Raw genomic sequence first — 18,861 nt, forward strand, 5'->3', positions numbered from 1 at the left:
CTCTCACTACTTCCAGCGCCACATGCCGCTGAACTGTCACGGGGAGGCTGCCACGTTCACCCCCCTTACTCAACTCGGTTTCAGTCTCTCCACTCGCCCGCACGCCACTTACGGCAGAGATGCGCGTAACGTCCCTGCACTGCGCGACGAGTTGCAGGGCGAGCCTGCGGCATCGTGGAGGGGGCTGCGATGACGGAGGTACTGACCGGTTTCGTGTCACCGGTACTTCCGTTCATAGTGTCCACGCCCCTACTCCCTTACGTCTTCAATGGGGGTGAACTTCTCCGGGGTCCAGAACCCAACGAGTTTGCCCGTCTCCACGTGGTGAACGGGCATCCCGTGGCCCAGCTCGGTCACGTCCTGGCGCTCGTTGTCGCTCTGCTCCTGGCCGTCCTCGTCGGCCTCGGGCTCCTGGTCCTGGTGCTCGTCCTCCTCCGGAGCGTTCGACCACCAGACCTGAGACTGAAGCGAGCCCGTGAAGATGACCTCACCCGACTCAACGGCCTTGACCTCATACCTCCCAGCTCCCGCGTAACTGATCTCGGCAAGGGTTCCGTCGTCCTTCGGCTCAGCCGACCGCTTCCCCCCCTTCCCGCCGAAGAAGAGACGCGCGTTGACGTCGAGCCTGGCGGACCGCACAGCGGGGATGTTCCTGATCTCACCATGAATCCACTCGCCCGGCTTCGGGGGCTCAGCGGGGCGGATGGTCCCGTGATCGGGGATGAGCGTGGTCCACGTCTGACGTGTGGCGGGGTCGGTGCCCCTCTCTCCGACACACACACGAACCGCGTCGACCTTGACCCCGTTGTGGGTCGCCTTCATCTCCTTGGGAGCGGCCAACAGCGTGCCTTCCCTGGTCACCTCGTGCCCTCGGGTGTCCTTCCCGAAGGCGGTCACGTAGTCGCCTGCCTCGACCTTGGCGAGCATCTTCCTGAGGTCACTTACGGACATGATCTGTTCCTCTCCTTAGTTCCCAGCCGGAACGGGCTGGGCCGTCTTCTTAGCGGGTACCGCCTTACGGACGGCCTTCCGCCGTGGTGCCGGCGGCTGAGCCGCAGCGGCCTTCTTGGCGGGAGCCGCAGCCTTCTTGGCAGTGGCCTTACGGGCAGGCGCCCGACGCCTCGGGGCAGGGTTCGCGGGCTCGGGCTCCGCCTCGGGCTCAGGTTCCGGCATGACTGGTACCAACCGGAAGATCACCGGATTTGCTCCCGGACGGTTCTGCCGCTGCTCCACGACCTCAACGTCTGCCATGTCATCGGCCGTGTTGAGGATTTGTGCAGCCGAGTACCGAGAGGAGAGCGCACGGTATAGCTGTGTGCTCGTCATCTCCCCGCCGTACGATTCGAGCTTCTGACGGATCTTCGCGTCGAGAGGCTGAATCGTTCGCGACTTAACCACGTTGCTCTGCGAGATGAGTTGCTTCACAGAGGCTATGGAGTAATCCACGAACGCCTTTGCCGCTTCCAGAGCCTTGACCGTGATCACGGTCTTTCGCTCGGCAGCCGTGAGGACACAGGCGACACGCATAACCTGTTCCCCAGAGCGCTCGATGAAGCAAGACACGTCCTCGGGCAGTTCCTCTAGAGCGTCCTCGTATTCCGCCGTGATGTCGTCGTACCGGTCGGCGGACGCGTCACTCAGCGACATCTGACGCGGTTCCTTACATGCCCACTCGTAGGCCGCACGAAGGGAGCCGCTGACCTTGACTTCGTCCAGCGGGTTACCCGTCTTGTAGTCCCTCCGTCGCAAGCGCTTGGAGCGCTCGACCATCACAGGAAGGATGCGGTTGTACGAGCCTCCCTGAGCCTCAGTGGGGCTGATGTACTTGGACCAGAGCGCGGGCTGAATGTGGACGTGGAAGCCAAGCGAAGGCTCGTGAACCGTGATCTCCACACGCTTCCCGTCCTTCTTGGTGACGTTGGAAATCCGCTTGCCGTCCCACGATGTACGCAGCACCCCGGAATACTTGGGGCATCGCTTGGTCAGTTGGAGAGTGGTGGGCCACTCTTCGTCAATGACCAAGGTTCGGCCATCCAATCCACCCTCAGAGGTCAGCGAGTCCTGTTCGGTCTCCCAAAGGGTCTGCACCAGGGAAGGGCCCGACGAAATGCCACCCTGCCGGCGGAGCGCAAGCCAATCCCCGATTGCGTCCCTCAGGATCGCCTCAGCGGTCGAAAGGGCGAACCCCTTTCGACCGACCATCGAGCGACCAGCAAGGGCCGTCCAGACCACCACAGGGCGCCCGTCCGGCTGGATTACCTTGCCATTGATGGCAGCGGAGTAGAGCGCCAGTACCGCAGCGTGAACCCCAAGGGGGTCGGCCTCGGTGTGAGTCATGGCAGCCTTCACGGCTGCCCCGATGGGCCCGTAAGCCATCGGCTCATAACGCGCCTTCTCGTCCATTACCTACCTTTCTTTTGTTGTCACTGCACGTCCACACTGAGCGTGTGAGCGTCCATGGATCGGGCTGGACGTGTCCTTACTCCAGCCCTCACCAAAGCAGCTCAGCGCTTCACGAGTACCGTGGGATCGGACCATTCCCGCTGGATATCGTGCGGAGGTGGGTAGCGAGAGCGCTCGTCAAGCTCGATCAGCACCCGACCCGCCCCGTCTATCTTCCGCACGACTCCCGGAGTTCCGTTTCTCCACCCGAGGGCATCCCCGCCCGTATCCCCATTGACTACGCGGAACAACTCGGCACGATCACCCGGTGAAACCGGGTTGCCGAAACGGTCGTGTCCCCGCCTCACTCGTCAGAACTCCTTCTCTTCCCGGATGTCGAGCAGGCCCTTGTGACCCATTTCGCGGGCAAGCCAAGTAGCCGCATCCTTCTGCGAGGCAAACCCCCCTCGAACCGGGAGGGGGAGGGTTTCCGCCTCATCCCACTCCGTACAGTCGATCCAAAACGTGCTGCCCTGCTTCCCTATCCGGGCACCACCGTTCGGGAGGGTGACAAGCGCCTTACCCGGCTCGAATTCGTCAACGTGGATTCTGATGGGCGCGCAATCACGCTCCTCCACCACGCGGGCGGAGAACTCCACGATGCGCGTATTCCTGTGTTCCCCCTCAATCTTCGCGAGGGACGCCCGCGCTTGGGCCTCCGCTGCCTCGTATCTGGCCTTGTTCTCACTCAGCCACATACCGAATTCCGCCGGATGCTCCGAGACCGTGACGAACTCCCACTTATCTGTGTCCTCCTTCGCGTACTGCACCAGGAAGACGACTCGGTGACTGCTGAGCCCTATGAGCTGTTGCAGAGTTTCGAACTCCACTAGACACGCACCTTTCTTCTCTCGTCTACGAATGCACGAGCGGCCTCGCCCACCAGGGCGCGAGCGGCCATCACTGGGCAGGCGTAGGCAATGGCTGTCTCACCCAGCTCCCCGCAGAGGTCCAGGAAGGCAGCCATACGCGCGCATGGGTCCGGGTTGCCGGCTGCTGTCCTGGCGCGAGCGCGAGCGTCCACCACGTCCACGCTCCACCGGTTAGACCCGCTCATGGAGGCCACCGCGGATTTGCTGAGCGTCGGTCAGGTGGACGTGCCAGAGGCCACGGGACAGCGGGACGGGGGCAACGCCGCCCCTCCACCGCACCCAGTAGACCCAGTAACGCCACCCCCACAGGCCACGCTTTTCCAGGCCGATGACCTTGCCGACGTTGCCGGGCTCGCGGAAGTGAGAGACCCGATCACCGACTATGAACTGAGGCTTTCTCATGCCTCCCCCTTTCCTACGCCAACTTTTCCGGCACCCAGTTGAGCCCGTTACGCAGAGCCAACCGGTAAGCGAACCCCACCCAATAAGGGGGCTGGTTGACGGACCTCAGCATGGATCGCACGACAGAATGCAACGTGTCAGCGTCCGGCGCGTGCGGCATGACTGCCAGTCTCGGCGCCTGCCAATTGCCGTACGAGACGAGTGAGTCAGCGTCCCGTACGTTCACTTCAACTCCCTCCTTTCCGGGTGTCCAAAGGATGTCCACCCTTACAGCTCCGATCGAATCCAGGCCCACCGCAGTGTGCGAGAACTCCATTGCGTCCCTTCCGTTAGTCGTCGAGTAAGAGGCACGGAGGAGTGTCCTTGTCCGCCGTGCCTCAAGCTCACCGGCTACAGAACTTCGTGAAGCTCCGCCCATTCCTTGGTCAGGCCGTTTCGCTTACGCCATGCCGTCAGAGCGGCCTCACGCTGATCGGACGGAATGCAATCCTTGTGGCGGGGGCTCGGAACGACTGTGCCGTCCCCCTTCTTACGGCCCCGAATGTGGCTGTAGAACTTCTCAATGACCACGCACTTCGGCCCCTTCAGCTCACACCTCCAGTGCGACCGGGTGTCACTTCCGTTGTACGGACCTATGAGCGTCCATCCGTTGTAGAGCGCCACCGCAACCGCCTTCTTAGCGGCATCACGGTTGCGCTTGTTGGCCCCCTGCTTGAGCACGGGGGAAATTGCCGGGGCCTCCGGGGTCTTATCAGACATTGCGCGTGTTCCTTTCTCGGTTAAATGTCGTCCGCGTGGCGTCGTGCATGAACGAGGTCAACGCCACCATCAGGGCAGTGCGGGCAGCGAACCGTGTTCTCTTCCCTCCACTGCTTTACGGTGACCAGAACCACCCCGTCACACGCTCCGCATGTCATCGGCACCATTCGCTTTCCTTTCTAGAGGCAAAGCAAAGGGGCACGGCCGAGTGTCCTTATCCGTCCGTGCCCCCAAACTGCGCCGCTAGCTAGCTACGAGCGCGGCAACTCTGGCAAAACTTGCACGGGTCTACGATCCGCACGTTGTGCCGACGAACCATCATTTCCGACCAGCCCTCGGCCAGTTCCGAGGAGTCGCCACCCTGCATGGCAACACTGGCCAAGTGCCACAGGCGGTAACCCTCCGGGTCAACCTCCTGCCATTCCGCGAAAGCGGCATCCCGCTTACGGGTGTTCTCCTCCCGCTCGGCCGGGGTGTATTCCACCGGAACCGGGCTCGCCCCCGAGCCGTTCGGGTAGGTGTTGTAAAACGCCCCCGGCTCACTGGCGTACACGTAGAACCGGAGATTCATCGCGATTGTCTGCGACGAACGGCGCATCATTTACCGCCCTTCTTGTTCTTGAGGTATTCGACAGCCTCACGCTCGATGAGCCGTAGCAGATCATTCGGGAGAGTGGCGTTTTCCTGCCCGTGGTCCTCCCGCATGTAGACCTCGTACATGCCCTGTGCCTGCTCCTGTGCCTGCTGCCAGGCGAGGCGCCTACTGCGCCACTCCACCATGTTCTGTTCGATGGGGTACTTAGCGAAGTGCCCCCACCAGTAACGGAACTCGGCCAACGAACGGACCACGCGGTTAAGCGCAATCCACATGTTCCGTTCCATGATCGTGCCCGCCTTCAGCACGGCCTCACGAATGGTCGGGTGATCCAGCGGAGGAACAGCACGCTCCCCATAGACCGCCACATTGGGCAGGAGCCCGAACCTGGCCCGGAATTCCTCGATTCGGTGCGTCTCCCACCCGTCCATAACTCCCGAGTGTTCACCACACAGAACCATCCGAAGCAGCTCACCCCGGTAGTCCTTGCTGCGGACGACTGCACCAGGGAACGGGCAGTGACCCGTTTCCTTGTTGCGCCATACCTCGCACAGGAATTCACCCTTTACGGCCGTCTGTGCGGCCTCCCGAGTAGGCGCCCACCCGACCCACACGGTGGTGCGCTTCTCGGTGTCGTACTCGTAGGCGAACCACTTCTCAGGGTTCGGCTCACTGTCGACCTTAACGACGTAACCGCCGTATTCCTCGGTCCCCTGCTTACCCAGGTAGAAGACCCCGTCATACCCACCCTGCTGCCATTCCGGCATGGGTGCACCCCCTTCCTAGATGACTTTCATGGACAACACGCGGTTTACGTGAATGTCCTCATGCAACCGCGTGTCCGTACGCGCGGTAATCCGGCTGCCGATGCCGACCACTCGTCCCGTGAGGATCACTTCTCCGTCAAGGAACGTGATCTCAAGTGACTGGAGCGCGTACAGCCCGCGCTTAGTCGCGCTGATTGTCTCGATGGTGAACAGCGCTCTCCCTGCCATTCGTTCACCTTTCTCCGAGCCTCTGAGCTTGTCTCTAGAGACTGGCCGAGTAGGGCATAGGTGACCTCCGCCCGGAATTCCGGGTGACCTTCCCATGCCCTCTACGGTCAATCGCTAGGGGTTACCGCCACACAGTCGAGACCCGAATGGATAGGTCACCGGTGATGTGGGTGCGAACGCGTACGAAGGTCACGAGAGACGCGCGATCCAGAATGTGACGCGCGTGTTCCTCCGCTTCCTGGAAACTGGAGGGTGCGGGATGCACCCATGACTCATCGTCGAACGGCTTTCCGTCCAGGTCGACACCGACCATCTCAAAGAACAGAGACGCGGTATCGAACGTGACTCCGTTGACGGTTTGCCTCATCCCGTCACCTCCGGGAGTTCAGCAGTGACGTATGCGGCCTCAAAGGCACGCTTGTTACTCACCGCGTCCTCAAAGGTCGACCATTTGAGGGGGACGAACCCGGTCTCTCCGTCCATGCGGACGTAGTGAAGCCCGACGCTTCCGTTGTCGAGCTGCACGACGCTGTCACGCTCCAGGACCGTGGACTTGCCGAGGATGAAGGTGTGTCGACGCGTGACCGTTCCCGGAATCCCGCTGCTGTCCGTCGTGTTCTGCACTGCTTCCCTTCCCACCATGAGAAGGGCACGGCCGAGTGTCCTTGTCGTCCGTGCCCACTTCCCCACCGGAACGAAGTGCCGGCGGGCCTACTACTCCGCGTGATCGGCACTCATCGACGCTGCCACGTGTTCATGCAGAGGGGGGAAGCGCCGTTGTACGGGCCGCATTCCTCGCAGTGCTCGCCCTTGTTGACCACGCACCCACACGGCGCCTCCCACGTCCCCAGGACCGACGCGTAAGCGTTGTGGTCGGTGTTGACCAGCGGAACGCGCCCGACCCTCGTGCACTCTCCCTCTATGAGGACGCGCGTACCTACGCCGTAGTGGGATGCCTCCTGGAAAACCCACCACCCCTTATGCGTCGGGTGAGGGACGGGCGGGCTCTCCACTACGGCTACAGGCTCCAGGTGAAAGCCGGTGATGATGTCCCCCCGCCTGAGGTACTGCGGGAGGACGGACGTACCCAAGTACCGCCGAGCCATACGCCCGCCTTCCGTCCATGCAGTCATGCGTATTCCCTTCAATCGACTACCGCGCCCGTATGGCGCAGTAGGCAGAGGGAGGCACGGAAGAGTGTCCTTTTCCGCCGTGCCTCCGTGACTGCCCACTACGTGCAGGAGAGCCGCATAGCGCCGCTGGGTGTCGTGATTACCCCAGTGGCTACCGGTCGTGCCCGATACCGCGTCCTACTCAGGTTCAGCTCTACGAATGCGGGACCCATCCGGTGTTTCTTCGCGTACGCCACAGCGTCCGCGTAGTGCCTGAACCGCTGATGCCATGACGGCCCGATGTGAGCGACGTACATTGCTCCCCTTTAGTCGACCCATGACGCGATAAGCGACGTCTGTTCGTTCTGGCCCGAGTAGTCGTGACTGGGGCACGACTGCCACGTGATGTGAGTCAGGTGACTCGCCCCGGATTCGTAGATGACATCCAAGAGGTGACTAGGGCACCCCTCGCACGCCCGCATAAGGACCGGAATACCAACACACGTGTGTCCGGGGTCTGTGGCGTTTCGCCGTTCCACTTCGGCGATAGCCTTTTCACGTGTGGAGTAGCGGTCATCATCCGAGATGAGAACGCCGCGCTTGAGCATGTAGAACACCACCTCAGGCTCACGCTGCAACGTGCTTTCCAGGATGATGCGCGGGTGTCGAGACATGCTCAGACCTCCCGAGACTTGAGCCACGGGCACGTAGGAGACACGCGCATGATGTCTCCCGCGCTCCACAACGGGTTTTTACGGCTGGTCACGCGAATGAGTACGTCACGCTCACCAATACGCCGTTCGGTGCCCTTGACGACACCGAGCACGATTCCACCCCGGACAGTCGAGTAACTGACCTTCTGTCCCTCCTCCCACTTGTGCATAGCCCATTCCTGCCGGAACTCTTCCAGGCCGGATTCCCCCTCCCACTCACGGACCAGGCCACGGCAAATTACTTGCATGTGCTCGTCCATGCCCTTGGCGATCTCGCGGGACGGCTTTCCCTTGTAATCGCCCGGAATGCTCACGGTCTTGAGGTCCTGCCAACCGTCGTGATTCTCGGTCTTGTCAAACCACTGGATCTTGAGGTGATCCTCTCCGTACTGCCAGATCACGTTGTACTGCCTGTGACCAGACAACATGAGGTGATAGCCCGTTCCCTGGCCACCCGCATACGTCCACGGAATAACCTTCATTGCCTTTGCCTCCCCTTACTCCACTACGACCGTTCGTAATGGGTGAGAGGGCACACGGAAGAGTGTCCTTTTCCGCCGTGTGCCCGACTCCCCTACGAAGTGGTTAGTCCATCGCTACGACGAGAGCCGCAACGGTGAGAGCCACCAAAAACAGGGCTACAAACGGTTTCCACATGTGTTTTCACCTCCCCTCAAAAGAGGAGACACGCGAACGTTGTAGCCGTTCACGAGCCCATACCCAGTCATGTAAATGTCCCGCTTAATGCGCTGTGTCATGCCGACGTGCGCAATGTGTCCGGTGAATGCGTCCACCGTGCGGATCATGTTTCCCCACGCCCGTACCTCATATCGGAACGTGCCTGCCACATCCGTGATGCTTACCTCGAACCGGTCATGGTCGCGGTACTCACGGTGAAAGGAGAAGTCAGAGAGCGGGATGAGCCCGCGCTCACGCCTCGTGGTGGATATAGCCACTGGCACCGTTGCTCCTCCTAGAAGTGGTTATAGGTCAGCGTCGCGTTCGGGGAAGCAACCCTCAGACGCGCAAGGATGCGGCTTGCAAATTCAGGCCGCATAGTGACACTCACTTCCTTGACGACGTCGCCGTTTTGCCACCAGCAGAAGCGGACGCGAACAGCGCCCGTTTCACACTGGCAATTGATGTTCCATTTACAGACCATCTCTCTCCATTCATGGCTGCACTGCGGCCTAGGGCCCTTGTAAGCGTCAGTTGCAATCAACCGGCACTCCCCTAGGCAGACTCACTCTCAGGCGCTTAGAGACACGCTCAGAGGGTTGGGTGAGTATCAGTCACCGTGACCCGTAGCGCGCTGGACACGTCGTGTCGAATGTGTCTGCCGTAGGCAATCTCGGTTGTTGCTTACATGCATTCCGGACAGTTACTAGACAAACGCTCTCTATCGCTCGTTTCGACGTGTCTTACTCGCATTCTCACGCTGCTCGTGTCGCGCTACTCAACTCCCGATTGAAGGGGGAGGAGCAATGGCTAACGACGTCCGCAACGCTGCTGGCACGTCTAGTGATTGACTCGGAACGTTCCGCTTGGCTGTCCTTTGAACGCACGGACCTATTGGCTATTGAGGACGGTCATACCCTCACTTAGCAGTGCACCCGAACTTTTCAGTCTCTAGCCCTGTCGTTGCGCAGTCTCGGCCGCGCTCTAGCAACTTGGGATCACACGGCCGGATTCTCTCCCCGTGTGTGCACTGCCCTATGTAGTTAACAAGGAATTACGCAGACGGCCCTATCAGGGCCCTGATACGCCACTGGTTAGGAATCGGTGCGGAGATAACGGCTAGCCGCTCTCACGCGCTCTCAGGGCTGATTCCCGCCCGTGTGGTGAGTGGTGGACACTCACCCGTTGTTGGGTGGTGGGGAGCGTGCGTTCATTCGCTTGCCTGCCTTTCTCTCGGTGCCGCCCCGGTCGGTGCGGCTGGTGTGTTGCAGGGAGTACGTTTCCCTACTTCCACCCGGCAGGCAACTTTGGGAGTGAGCTTGGGATGAAGACGCGCGCTCACGCATAGGGCTGCAAAACCGCAGGTCAGAAGGGGTGAGCTACGCGGCCGGCAATCACACCAAACTAGGACACAATACCCCTCCACCCGGCAGGCAACTTATTTGCATTCCCTTTACCTTTACATCCGTCATAAAGGGTCATAGCAGGCAGGCATGTTATGCGTCTGTGATATGCAGGGTTGTTTCATATATACCCATGCCAGGTATATAGAAGCCTCATATTGGACATTGAGTCATGCGCATTGTGTCCGCATTCACGCAGCTATGTCCGTGACCCACATCACACAATTGACCTAGCGGTGAGTGGCCGAATGTCCGGGCAGTCATGCCCGAATGTGCACAAGCGCACAAAGAATGCATTCACATGCTCACGAGGAATGCACTCCTATTGATGCCTCACTTAGTGCGGGTGCATTATCATTCACAAGCGCACAAGTTATTAATGTTACCGCACGCCATGTGATGCATACATACGGGGGTAATATAACGAGAATGCTGTCACGAGGACCGCAGGGGCGCCTTCCTTCCATCGTGTACGGGTTTCAATATTCACAAGGGAACAAGCCCTAGTCACCCCGAACACGCTTCGAGCCCCCTAACGGACCCTTCAGCCGGCACCGCGGCCTCTCGGGACCCCTCAGAGGACTCGTAATGTTGCACCACATGGGGTGAGGTAACAACAACATTGTTCCCTGACTCACACTTCGGGCTCTCCTCGTCCCGTTCTGCGCCAGAGGACACGTACGTAATCTATGGAGGCGGTTGGTATACCCGCCTCCAAGAGACCCCTTCAAACAGTTAGAGCTGTTGAGTAGACGAACCCGAGGGACCTTAGACCCTCGGATCTGCACAACCGGTCGGAAGCTCCGCCCACTTCAGTCTGAAGCAATTGGTAGTGAGCACCATTCCGCTGCCCCCACTGCATCGCAGCCCGCCACAGGTGCCGGCCAATACCCCTTCCTCGGTGCTTGGGCAGCACTCCGAAGTATTGAGGCATCAATTGCGCCGACCCCACAGCATCACGGCGGATCTCCATCGGCCCAATAGCCCCTGCTACGCAGCCATTGACTGATGCCACCAAGACAGGGCCGACATTCCCGGCCCGCATTTGGTCGTAGAGGAATGCAAAGCCGTCCCCTGCCATCGTGCTGGAGAATTCCGCAAAGGTGTCACGCGTATCTGCTGGCCACTCGTCAAAAGTGAGCACTCTTCCATCCGGTTCAGGACAGGGCTCCCGGAAGTCCTTCAATTGGACCCTGACACCTTGACCTCTAACCGCCTCGGGACCGATAAATTGCACGATCTTGGCGTTTCGAATGCCACACTCCGCCGAGAGCTTTTGAGCGAGGTCTGAAGCCCGAAGCAGTCCATTGGATCGAGTCCCATAGAGGTGCACCTTTACCGTTCCGGCACCCCTTCTTAGGAGGGTCGGGATCAACGTCTCGCCGGGCTCGTGCACGATCCCTTCAACCAAGACTTTTTCGGCCTTTGCATCCGACCAGCGGATGTCTTTGTCGTAGTGGAGAAACCTCCGTTCGGCGGAGGCAGCAATCAAGGTGTCAGCAAACAGATCCACGGTGAGCACAGACGGATGTACCGGGCCTAGAGTCGGCACGAATGGCACTGTTACCACTGGCCGAAGCCAGTCCCAGCGGAATCGCATGTGTCTAGCGTACTCATCTCGTACTCAAGGCTCAGGCCCCGACGCGGATACGTCGGGGCCTGGGCTGTTGTGACTGGATGTGTGCGGTCAGTTGGGGTTGTCGTCGCCGGCAGCGCAGGAGCAGGCGCTTCCCTCCATCAGGGAGTCCGCGTCAGTCTCGATGACGAGTGACGTGGTTGCCACGAGCGTGGACGGCAGTGCCGGGCGGACGGCCGCCGGTCGGCTGGACAGGATCGTGACGGGAACGGGGCTCATGAGTGGACCATCTCCTTCGGGTCTCCGTGCTGGCAGTAGGTGTTCAGTGGTGCCTTCGCCTCCTGGTAGACCTTGGCGAGCGGCCGACACACCCGGCACGAGCCGGATATTGAGCAGCCCGAACATCCACCGGTGCGAAGCATGAGCCGATCGGAGATCGCTCCGAGTCGGCGAAGTCCTTCGATCCCCTCTGTCATGAGGTTGATCTGATCGTCCCGACCGATCTTGCAGATCGAGACCAGGGCGTGAGGGTCGGCGTGGTAGAAGGTGACCCCTGCGTTGCATCCCTGGAACACGGGGCGCTTACGCAGGAACTCACTCGACTGGACAAGGAGCGGATCACCCTCGCCGGAAAACGTCGGCTGCATGTTTGTGTAGACGTGGTGGTCCAGGCCCCAGCCTTGAACGAGAGCCTTCATCGCGTCGACCTCGTGAGCGTTGTCCTCCGTGACCACGATGGACACCCGCAAGGGCAGGTTCGCATTTCGGGCTGCGGCCATGCCCCTCTGGAAGTTCTTCCACGCGCCTTTGCGCTGAGTCAGCTCGTCGAAGGACTCCTCTGACGCGCCGTACATGCTGACGACAACGCGATAGGGCGGGAGATCGCGGAACAGGCGCAGAATCTCGGGCTTCCACAGGCGGGATGCGTTGGTGGAGACCGTGAGCATCATGCCTTGGGTGTAGGCGTACCTGTAGGCGCCCTCGAAGTCGGGGTCAACCGTCGGCTCCCCGCCCGTGATCTGGAGCCAGAGAACACCTGAGTCCCGGAAGATGTCGATCAGTTCGACCTTCTGTTCCCAGGACAGCCCCGCAAGCGGACGCTCACCCAAGTAGCAGTGCTTGCAACCGAAGTTGCAGTAGAGATTGATTTCCCAGCTCGCGCGAGCGAAGCCGAGTTCCGAAGGTTCTCTCACCAAGAGCGCCGAATCCGCGGGCTTACCCTCAAGGTTCAGCCCCCACGCTTCGGTAGCGACCTCTGCCAGCCACGGAGGTACAGGCTCAGAGGTTCCGGCACGTTGAAGGGCGTCCTCGTAGTGCGTGGTCGGCAGGCGAACGCACTTTGCGCTTCCCGGCTTTACGGCTAGGTGGCCGTCGAGAAACGGACTGACGATCAGGTCGTGCATCCTTCCCCCTCTTCTAGGGTTGGTCTCGCCCCGGCCGTCTATCGCCGTCCGCAGACGGCCGGGGCGAGCAGCCCCCTTGTCCGGACTTGAACCGGGACCTCTCAGAACGCTGCGACGGGAGAAGGCGTGCGATGCCTGTGACGCCACGGGCGTTCCTTTAGAGAGGTGTTCCCTTACGAACCACAAGGGGATGAAAGCCTCAGTGAGGGTGTCCTTCGGGCTGTTCGTACGGATCATCGTCCCCACCGGGTTGGATGGAGTCGAAGTAAGGCTGTTGCGCAGGAAGGAAAAGTTCCGGGCTGCATACCCCGCAACCCCTGCATTCGCCACCCTGTGGAACTGGGCAGGTCACTAGTTCACTCTCGTTAGCTATAGGGGCTTGAATGCCCATGTCCGGGATCGGACCGGATGGCAGCCGACGTGACCGTTGACTAATGCGACACGGCTGCGGAACTCATGGGCTCTCTGTCGGACACTCGTTGTCCCCCCTTGAGGATCGCCCAATCAAGGACACCGACAGAGAAGTTGTGGCCCACCCTGCCAGGCCATTTCGATAATTGGGGGAAACCATCGACTGTGTAATCTGGCAGGGTGGGGGTCTATCGAGCCACCAAGGCTTGGTGTAGGTCCGTTGCCTTGATGACGCGGTCAGCAAGGGCTCTGAGGCGCCTTCTGCAAGGAGCACAGGCGAACATGGGAACCTCGCCGAGGGGAACGGTTATGGGGCCCATCCACTTGACTGGTAAGTCGTCGTACTCGCACAGCCAGCACAGGCCGATGATCCAGTCATCTGTGGACGGCTGGTCATCGATCACGCCCTCACTCGGTCGACTACGGCGGGTTCGAGACCAGAGCGAGCGGGGTAGCGCTCTGCCGGCGGTACGTGCTCGGTCGGCACCCACACCTGATAGTCGGCATGTACGCGGCGGTACCTGTTGTGTCCGGTCTCAGACGTGTGCTGGGTCTGCCACACGTGCACATCTGCCGGTGAGGGCTTCGGCCCTGACTCGGCGCCGCACTCCTTTTCATCCCCCCACACGCAACGAGCCTCGTACTCCGCTTCTGCTGTCTGGTCGGCACGGAGGAGGTACGTCACGTACTTGAGGACCGATCGTGTCATCAGTAACCACGACTCCTACGGTTCTCGACGGACAGTCGAGCCGTCATCTTTTCCTCTTGCGTGGCCTCGCGGATGTTCTGCCGCTCAACAGGCCACTCCCGCCCGCCTCCAACGGGGCGGAGATACACCACAGAGGTTGCATCGTTCCCCATGTACTCACCGAGCTTCCCGCTGTGGGTGTCCATGACGATCTCTCGGGACCGGGGACGCCACTCTTCGGTGGCTGTGGGTTCGGCTTGGGCCGGGGCAGTCTTAGGCATGGGGGATACCTCTCTCAGGGCTGGTTCTCCCTGTGCACTGCCATCGTCACAGTCTGCGCTCTACGATCTCCACCAGTTGATGTCTCACATTCGATCCTGAGACATGAAGGGGACTCAGATGCCGCAGCGATCAGCCGAGTTAACGCCGGAGAGGAGTGCCCGCCACCTCTTCGGCGCGAAGCTCCGGGGGCACCGAGAGAGCCGGGGGTGGAGCCTGGAGGCTCTGTCGAGCCATGTCACGGTAAGCAGGGCCCATCTGGCACGGATCGAGAAGGCTGAGTACATGCCCCCGCCCGAGCTGCCGGCACAGCTTGACGAGCTGTTCGAGGCAGGCGGGATCTTCACAGAGTTGTACGCCCTCTGTAGGCGGGAGGCGCATCCCGACAAGTTCAGGCGTCGGATGGAGCTGGAGGCCCAAGCGCTCATCATTCGGGAGTACACGCCTCAGAGCGTTCCTGGTCTCCTTCAGACCGAGGCGTACGCCCGTGCTCAGTTCCGCACGCACAACCCAAAGGCGAGCGAGGAGCAAATTGAGGAGCTGTGGACCCTGCGGCTGGGCCGTCAGACGCTCCTACTTGGGGACCCGCGACCTGACTACTCAGTGATCCTTGATGAGGCTGTGTTGCGACGGTCGTACGGGGGTCCTGCTGTCATGCGAGACCAGTTGGGCAAGCTGGTGGATCTCGCGCTGACCCCTACCTCGTTCGTCCAGGTGCTTCCGTTCTCGCACGGTGGCCACGCTCTTGCGGGCGGGTCACTGTCCCTTTGGACTCTCGACTCTGGGCAGCACGTAGCCTATGAGGAGAGCATAAGTGCGGGGACACTGGTGGAGGAAAAGGCAGATGTGTTGGCCAAGATGCGGGCCTACGATCTGCTTAGTGCTTCTGCACTGTCCCCCGCCAAGTCTGCGGATCTGATGCGGTCCGCTATGGAGGCACTTCCTGATGAGCACCACCCCTGACCTGACCGGAGCCCGGTGGGTCGCGTCGAGCTACAGCGGCAACGGAGGGGGGAACTGCCTTCAAGTGGCCCCCAACGTGGCCGCCGCGTCTGGTGTCGTCCCTGTCCGGGACAGCAAGAACCCGCAGGGCGGGACCCTCTTCTTCTCTGTCGACCAGTGGAGCACCTTCGTGGGCGAGGCGAGGCGCTTCCACGTCTGATCCCGTACACTCTGAACCCGAGAGCCCCTACCTGTGTCCTTGGTAGGGGCTCTCATCGTGTTTGGGGGTGCAGGCCCTCTGACCTGCGTCATACGGCTGTCATACGGCCCTTTGAGGGGCCTCTGACCGGCTCCGGTATGACACCCGCATGTCGGGGATCTGGCCGGGCCTCTCGTGGCCGTTCATCCACGCGTGCCGCAGGATGTTGGCGGCGAGGTGCAGCGCCCACTTGGTTGCGTCAGTGTCGCCCTCCACAGCCCGCCGTATGACGGCTAGGTCGCGGTTCAGGCGGTCGTCACGGCGGACGGACAGCACCTTGGGCGCTTTCGTCTTCTGGGTAGTCTGGTCAGGCATCTAGGGGTCCGTTCTCTAGGTGTCCCGCGCTAGGTGTCCGCCTAGCGTTCGACCCCCAGAGGCGGCTACCTCTGGGGGTCGAGTGTCGTTGAGGGGTCAGGCTGCCTGAGGACTGATCACGGTCCAGACTTCGGCCCACGACTCTTCAGTGATCTGCGGGAGGAGCTTGCTCAGCTCCTGGGCTACCCACGCGTCGCGGTCCTGCGGCATCTCAAGCGTCTCGGCCATCTCTGTACTCCTAGGAAGTCGAGTGACCTGATCGCAGTGAGAGGGCGCTAGGTCACTTGGTCGTGGTTGCGAGGAAGGCCAAGAGGTCTTGGCGGGTGACGATCCCGGAGGGCTTGCCGTCCACCAGGACGACCGCCGCATCCCTTCCTTCCAGAGCCGTCATCAGGCGCGCTACCGGTTCCCCGGAGCCGACGACTGGCAGCGGATCAGACATGTACTTAGCCAGCGGGGCATCAGACGGAGCGTGATCGGTGTACAGGGCGTGCAACAACACACGCTCTTCTACGGCACCGATCACTTCCCCAGCCATCACGTCAGGGTGCCCCGCTCCCGGAGCGACCACAGGCATCTGAGATACGCCGAACTCTCGAAGCACCTTGACCGCTTCCCCGACCGTCTCTGTGGGGTGCATGTGCACGAAGTTCGGGATGCCTCCCGCTTCTGCGTCTCCCTTCTGTGCCAGCACCGCGCCTACCGTCGGTGCTTCCGTCTCCTGCTCGCTGAACCCATGTTGACCGATCCACTCGTCGTTGAAGATCTTGCTGAGGTAGCCGCGTCCGCTGTCGGGCAGCAGGACGACGACCACGTCGTCCGGGCCGAGCCGCTCGGCGACCTTCAGCGCGGCGACGACCGCCATGCCGCAGGAGCCGCCCACGAGCAGGCCCTCCTCCTTGGCCAGGCGCCGGGTCATCTGGAAGGAGTCCTTGTCGGACACGGCGACGATCTCGTCGGCGACGGTCCGGTCGTAGGCGGTCGGCCAGAAGTCCTCACCGACGCCCTCGACGAGGTACGGCCGTCCGGAACCGCCGGAGTACACGGACCCCTCGGGGTCGGCGCCGATGACCTGGACGCGGCCCTCGCTGGCGTCCTTCAGGTAGCGGCCGGTACCGGAGATGGTGCCGCCGGTGCCCACGCCCGCCACGAAGTGCGTGATCCGGCCCTCCGTCTGCTCCCACAGCTCAGGGCCGGTCGAGTGGTAGTGGGAGAGCGGGTTGTTCGGGTTGGAGTACTGGTCCGGCTTCCAGGCGCCGGGCGTCTCGCGGACCAGCCGGTCGGAGACGTTGTAGTACGAGTCGGGGTGCTCGGGGGCGACCGCGGTGGGGCAGACGACGACCTCGGCGCCGTAGGCCCGGAGCACGTTGATCTTGTCGGTGCTCACCTTGTCGGGGCACACGAAGATGCACTTGTACCCCTTCTGCTGGGCCACGATGGCGAGGCCCACGCCCGTGTTTCCGCTGGTGGGCTCGACGATGGTGCCGCCCGGCTCCAGCTCCCCGCTCTTCTCCGCCGCCTCGATCATGCGCAGCGCGATGCGGTCCTTCACGGAACCGCCGGGGTTGAAGTACTCGACCTTGGCCAGGACGGTCGCCTGAATGCCCTCGGTCACGCTGTTGAGCCTCAGCAGCGGGGTGTTGCCGACGAGGCTGATCATCGAGTCGTGAAATTGCACCGTTGTCTCCGGAGCCGCAAAAAGGGATGGTCGTAATGTTCCGCCAGCCTAAGCCCCACCCTCACTCTTCTTCTCCCTGTTCACCCGTCGTCGGGATTGACCGAGGGCCGGTACGGGGCAATGAGTGGGTACGGGTACGAGGAGGTGGCGGCGACGCATGACGAGCATGTCGAGAGCACGGGTGGCCCGCCGCATCGCGGCGGGCGCGGCGTACGGCGGGGGCGGCATCGGGCTGCTGGGCGCCGCCGCCGTGGGCGTGGTGCTTGCCGAGGTACGGATGGCCAAGCGGGTCGTGGGCAACGGGCACAGCCCGCACCCGCCGAGCGCGGAGGGCGTGTACGGCCACACGCACGGCAGCCGGTACGGCCGCGCGTACGGCTACGACTCGTACGGCAGTTCGTACGACGCCCCTGACGATCCCCCGCTCCGCCTCGTCATGCTCGGCGACTCCACCGCCGCCGGCCAGGGCGTCCACCGGTCCCGGCAGACCCCGGGCGCGCTGATCGCCTCGGGGCTCGCGGCCGTCGCGGAGCGCCCGGTGATGTTGCGCAACGTCGCGCTGCCGGGTGCCCAGTCGGACGACCTCGACCGGCAGGTCGCGCTGGTGCTGGAGGATCCGGCCCAGGTCCCCGACGTGTGCGTGATCATGATCGGGGCGAACGACGTCACTCACCGGATGCCGCCGACCCGGTCCGTCCGTCACCTCTCGGCGGCGGTACGGCGGCTGCGGACGGCCGGGGCCGAGGTGGTCGTGGGCACCTGTCCCGACCTCGGCACCATCGAGCTGGTGCAGCAGCCGTTGCGCTGGCTCGCCCGCCGGGCCTCGCGGCAGCTGGCGGCCGCCCAGACGATCGGAACCGTCGAGCAGGGCGGCCGCACCGTGTCGCTGGGCGACCTTCTCGGCCCCGAGTTCCAACAGAATCCCCGGGAGCTGTTCGGCCCCGACAACTACCACCCCTCCGCCGAGGGCTACGCGACCGCCGCGATGGCCCTCCTGCCGACGGTGTGCGCGGCGCTGGGCCTGTGGCCGGCGGACGAGGAGCGGCCGGACGTCAGCCGCCGCGAGGGTTTCCTGCCGGTGGCCCGCGCGGCCGCGGAGGCGGCGTCCGAGCCCGGTACCGAGGTGACGGCCGCGATGCCCACGGGGCCGCGTGGGCCGTGGGCCCTGCTCAAGCGGCGGCGTCGGCGGCGGGTGCCGGCCACCGACCCCGCGCCGACCGCTTCCGCGGAGGCGCAACCGGGCGCCTAGATGAATGAGTCCAAGGGATGGCCTGCGGACAGAGCGCGAGGGCGTCCAATGTCGATGTGTGACGAACGACCTGAACACCCTCGCAACGGC

Annotated in this window: 18 protein-coding genes; 3 read left to right on the forward strand and 15 right to left on the reverse strand. The window is 62.4% G+C overall.

Features of this window, described 5'->3' with window-relative positions:
• Window positions 1-249: 249 nt before the first annotated feature.
• From ACWCRJ_RS31195 to ACWCRJ_RS31255, 13 genes are all read right to left on the reverse strand, one after another.
• Window positions 250-951, reverse strand: a complete 702-nt coding sequence (locus ACWCRJ_RS31195) for a hypothetical protein (protein ID WP_450942435.1) — start codon at window positions 949-951, stop codon at window positions 250-252.
• Window positions 952-966: 15 nt separating this feature from the next.
• Window positions 967-2,403, reverse strand: coding sequence for a DUF3987 domain-containing protein (locus ACWCRJ_RS31200; RefSeq protein WP_450942436.1), 1,437 nt, complete (start codon window positions 2,401-2,403; stop codon window positions 967-969).
• A gap of 350 nt (window positions 2,404-2,753) precedes the next feature.
• Window positions 2,754-3,272 (reverse strand): hypothetical protein, encoded by a 519-nt coding sequence (locus tag ACWCRJ_RS31205; protein ID WP_450942437.1) that lies wholly within the window; start codon window positions 3,270-3,272, stop codon window positions 2,754-2,756.
• Between the two features lie 834 nt (window positions 3,273-4,106).
• The gene (locus tag ACWCRJ_RS31210) at window positions 4,107-4,475 is read right to left on the reverse strand and encodes a hypothetical protein (protein ID WP_450942438.1); all 369 of its coding nucleotides are present in this window, start codon (window positions 4,473-4,475) and stop codon (window positions 4,107-4,109) included.
• Window positions 4,476-4,722: 247 nt separating this feature from the next.
• Window positions 4,723-5,076, reverse strand: a complete 354-nt coding sequence (locus tag ACWCRJ_RS31215; protein ID WP_450942439.1) for a hypothetical protein — start codon at window positions 5,074-5,076, stop codon at window positions 4,723-4,725.
• Complete coding sequence (locus tag ACWCRJ_RS31220) at window positions 5,073-5,837, reverse strand: hypothetical protein (RefSeq protein WP_450942440.1); 765 nt, start codon at window positions 5,835-5,837, stop codon at window positions 5,073-5,075. Before ACWCRJ_RS31220 ends, ACWCRJ_RS31215 begins: the two co-directional genes overlap by 4 nt.
• A gap of 15 nt (window positions 5,838-5,852) precedes the next feature.
• The gene (locus tag ACWCRJ_RS31225; RefSeq protein ID WP_450942441.1) at window positions 5,853-6,065 is read right to left on the reverse strand and encodes a hypothetical protein; all 213 of its coding nucleotides are present in this window, start codon (window positions 6,063-6,065) and stop codon (window positions 5,853-5,855) included.
• A gap of 363 nt (window positions 6,066-6,428) precedes the next feature.
• A complete protein-coding gene (locus ACWCRJ_RS31230; RefSeq protein WP_450942442.1) occupies window positions 6,429-6,689 on the reverse strand; it encodes a hypothetical protein in 261 nt (86 codons plus the stop codon).
• A 1,164-nt stretch (window positions 6,690-7,853) separates the two neighbouring features.
• On the reverse strand, window positions 7,854-8,372 hold the full coding sequence (locus tag ACWCRJ_RS31235; protein WP_450942443.1) for a hypothetical protein: 519 nt from the start codon (window positions 8,370-8,372) through the stop codon (window positions 7,854-7,856).
• 2,326 nt (window positions 8,373-10,698) lie between these two features.
• Window positions 10,699-11,571 carry a GNAT family N-acetyltransferase gene (locus ACWCRJ_RS31240; RefSeq protein WP_450942444.1) on the reverse strand — a complete coding sequence of 291 codons (873 nt, stop codon included), beginning with the start codon at window positions 11,569-11,571 and terminating at the stop codon, window positions 10,699-10,701.
• A gap of 87 nt (window positions 11,572-11,658) precedes the next feature.
• Window positions 11,659-11,826, reverse strand: coding sequence for a hypothetical protein (locus ACWCRJ_RS31245; RefSeq protein WP_450942445.1), 168 nt, complete (start codon window positions 11,824-11,826; stop codon window positions 11,659-11,661).
• Window positions 11,823-12,950, reverse strand: coding sequence for a radical SAM protein (locus tag ACWCRJ_RS31250; RefSeq protein WP_450942446.1), 1,128 nt, complete (start codon window positions 12,948-12,950; stop codon window positions 11,823-11,825). The genes ACWCRJ_RS31245 and ACWCRJ_RS31250 overlap by 4 nt, the downstream gene beginning before the upstream one ends.
• A gap of 811 nt (window positions 12,951-13,761) precedes the next feature.
• Window positions 13,762-14,070 (reverse strand): DUF7848 domain-containing protein, encoded by a 309-nt coding sequence (locus tag ACWCRJ_RS31255; protein ID WP_450942447.1) that lies wholly within the window; start codon window positions 14,068-14,070, stop codon window positions 13,762-13,764.
• A gap of 378 nt (window positions 14,071-14,448) precedes the next feature.
• Here ACWCRJ_RS31255 and ACWCRJ_RS31260 point away from each other — a divergent pair, with 378 nt between their 5' ends.
• On the forward strand, window positions 14,449-15,291 hold the full coding sequence (locus ACWCRJ_RS31260) for a helix-turn-helix domain-containing protein (protein WP_450942457.1): 843 nt from the start codon (window positions 14,449-14,451) through the stop codon (window positions 15,289-15,291).
• Window positions 15,275-15,490, forward strand: coding sequence for a DUF397 domain-containing protein (locus tag ACWCRJ_RS31265; RefSeq protein ID WP_450942448.1), 216 nt, complete (start codon window positions 15,275-15,277; stop codon window positions 15,488-15,490). Before ACWCRJ_RS31260 ends, ACWCRJ_RS31265 begins: the two co-directional genes overlap by 17 nt.
• A gap of 450 nt (window positions 15,491-15,940) precedes the next feature.
• Here the strand turns inward: ACWCRJ_RS31265 and ACWCRJ_RS31270 are convergent, their stop codons facing one another.
• Both ACWCRJ_RS31270 and ACWCRJ_RS31275 read right to left on the reverse strand, forming a co-directional pair.
• Entirely contained in the window at window positions 15,941-16,072 is a 132-nt protein-coding gene (locus tag ACWCRJ_RS31270; RefSeq protein ID WP_450942449.1) for a hypothetical protein, read from the reverse strand.
• 52 nt (window positions 16,073-16,124) lie between these two features.
• Window positions 16,125-17,522: a cystathionine beta-synthase gene (locus tag ACWCRJ_RS31275; RefSeq protein WP_450942450.1), complete on the reverse strand. Its 1,398-nt coding sequence runs from the start codon at window positions 17,520-17,522 to the stop codon at window positions 16,125-16,127.
• Between the two features lie 157 nt (window positions 17,523-17,679).
• Here ACWCRJ_RS31275 and ACWCRJ_RS31280 point away from each other — a divergent pair, with 157 nt between their 5' ends.
• Window positions 17,680-18,771: an SGNH/GDSL hydrolase family protein gene (locus ACWCRJ_RS31280; protein ID WP_450942451.1), complete on the forward strand. Its 1,092-nt coding sequence runs from the start codon at window positions 17,680-17,682 to the stop codon at window positions 18,769-18,771.
• Window positions 18,772-18,861: the final 90 nt, after the last annotated feature.

Source organism: Streptomyces sp. NPDC002324 (assembly GCF_053593335.1).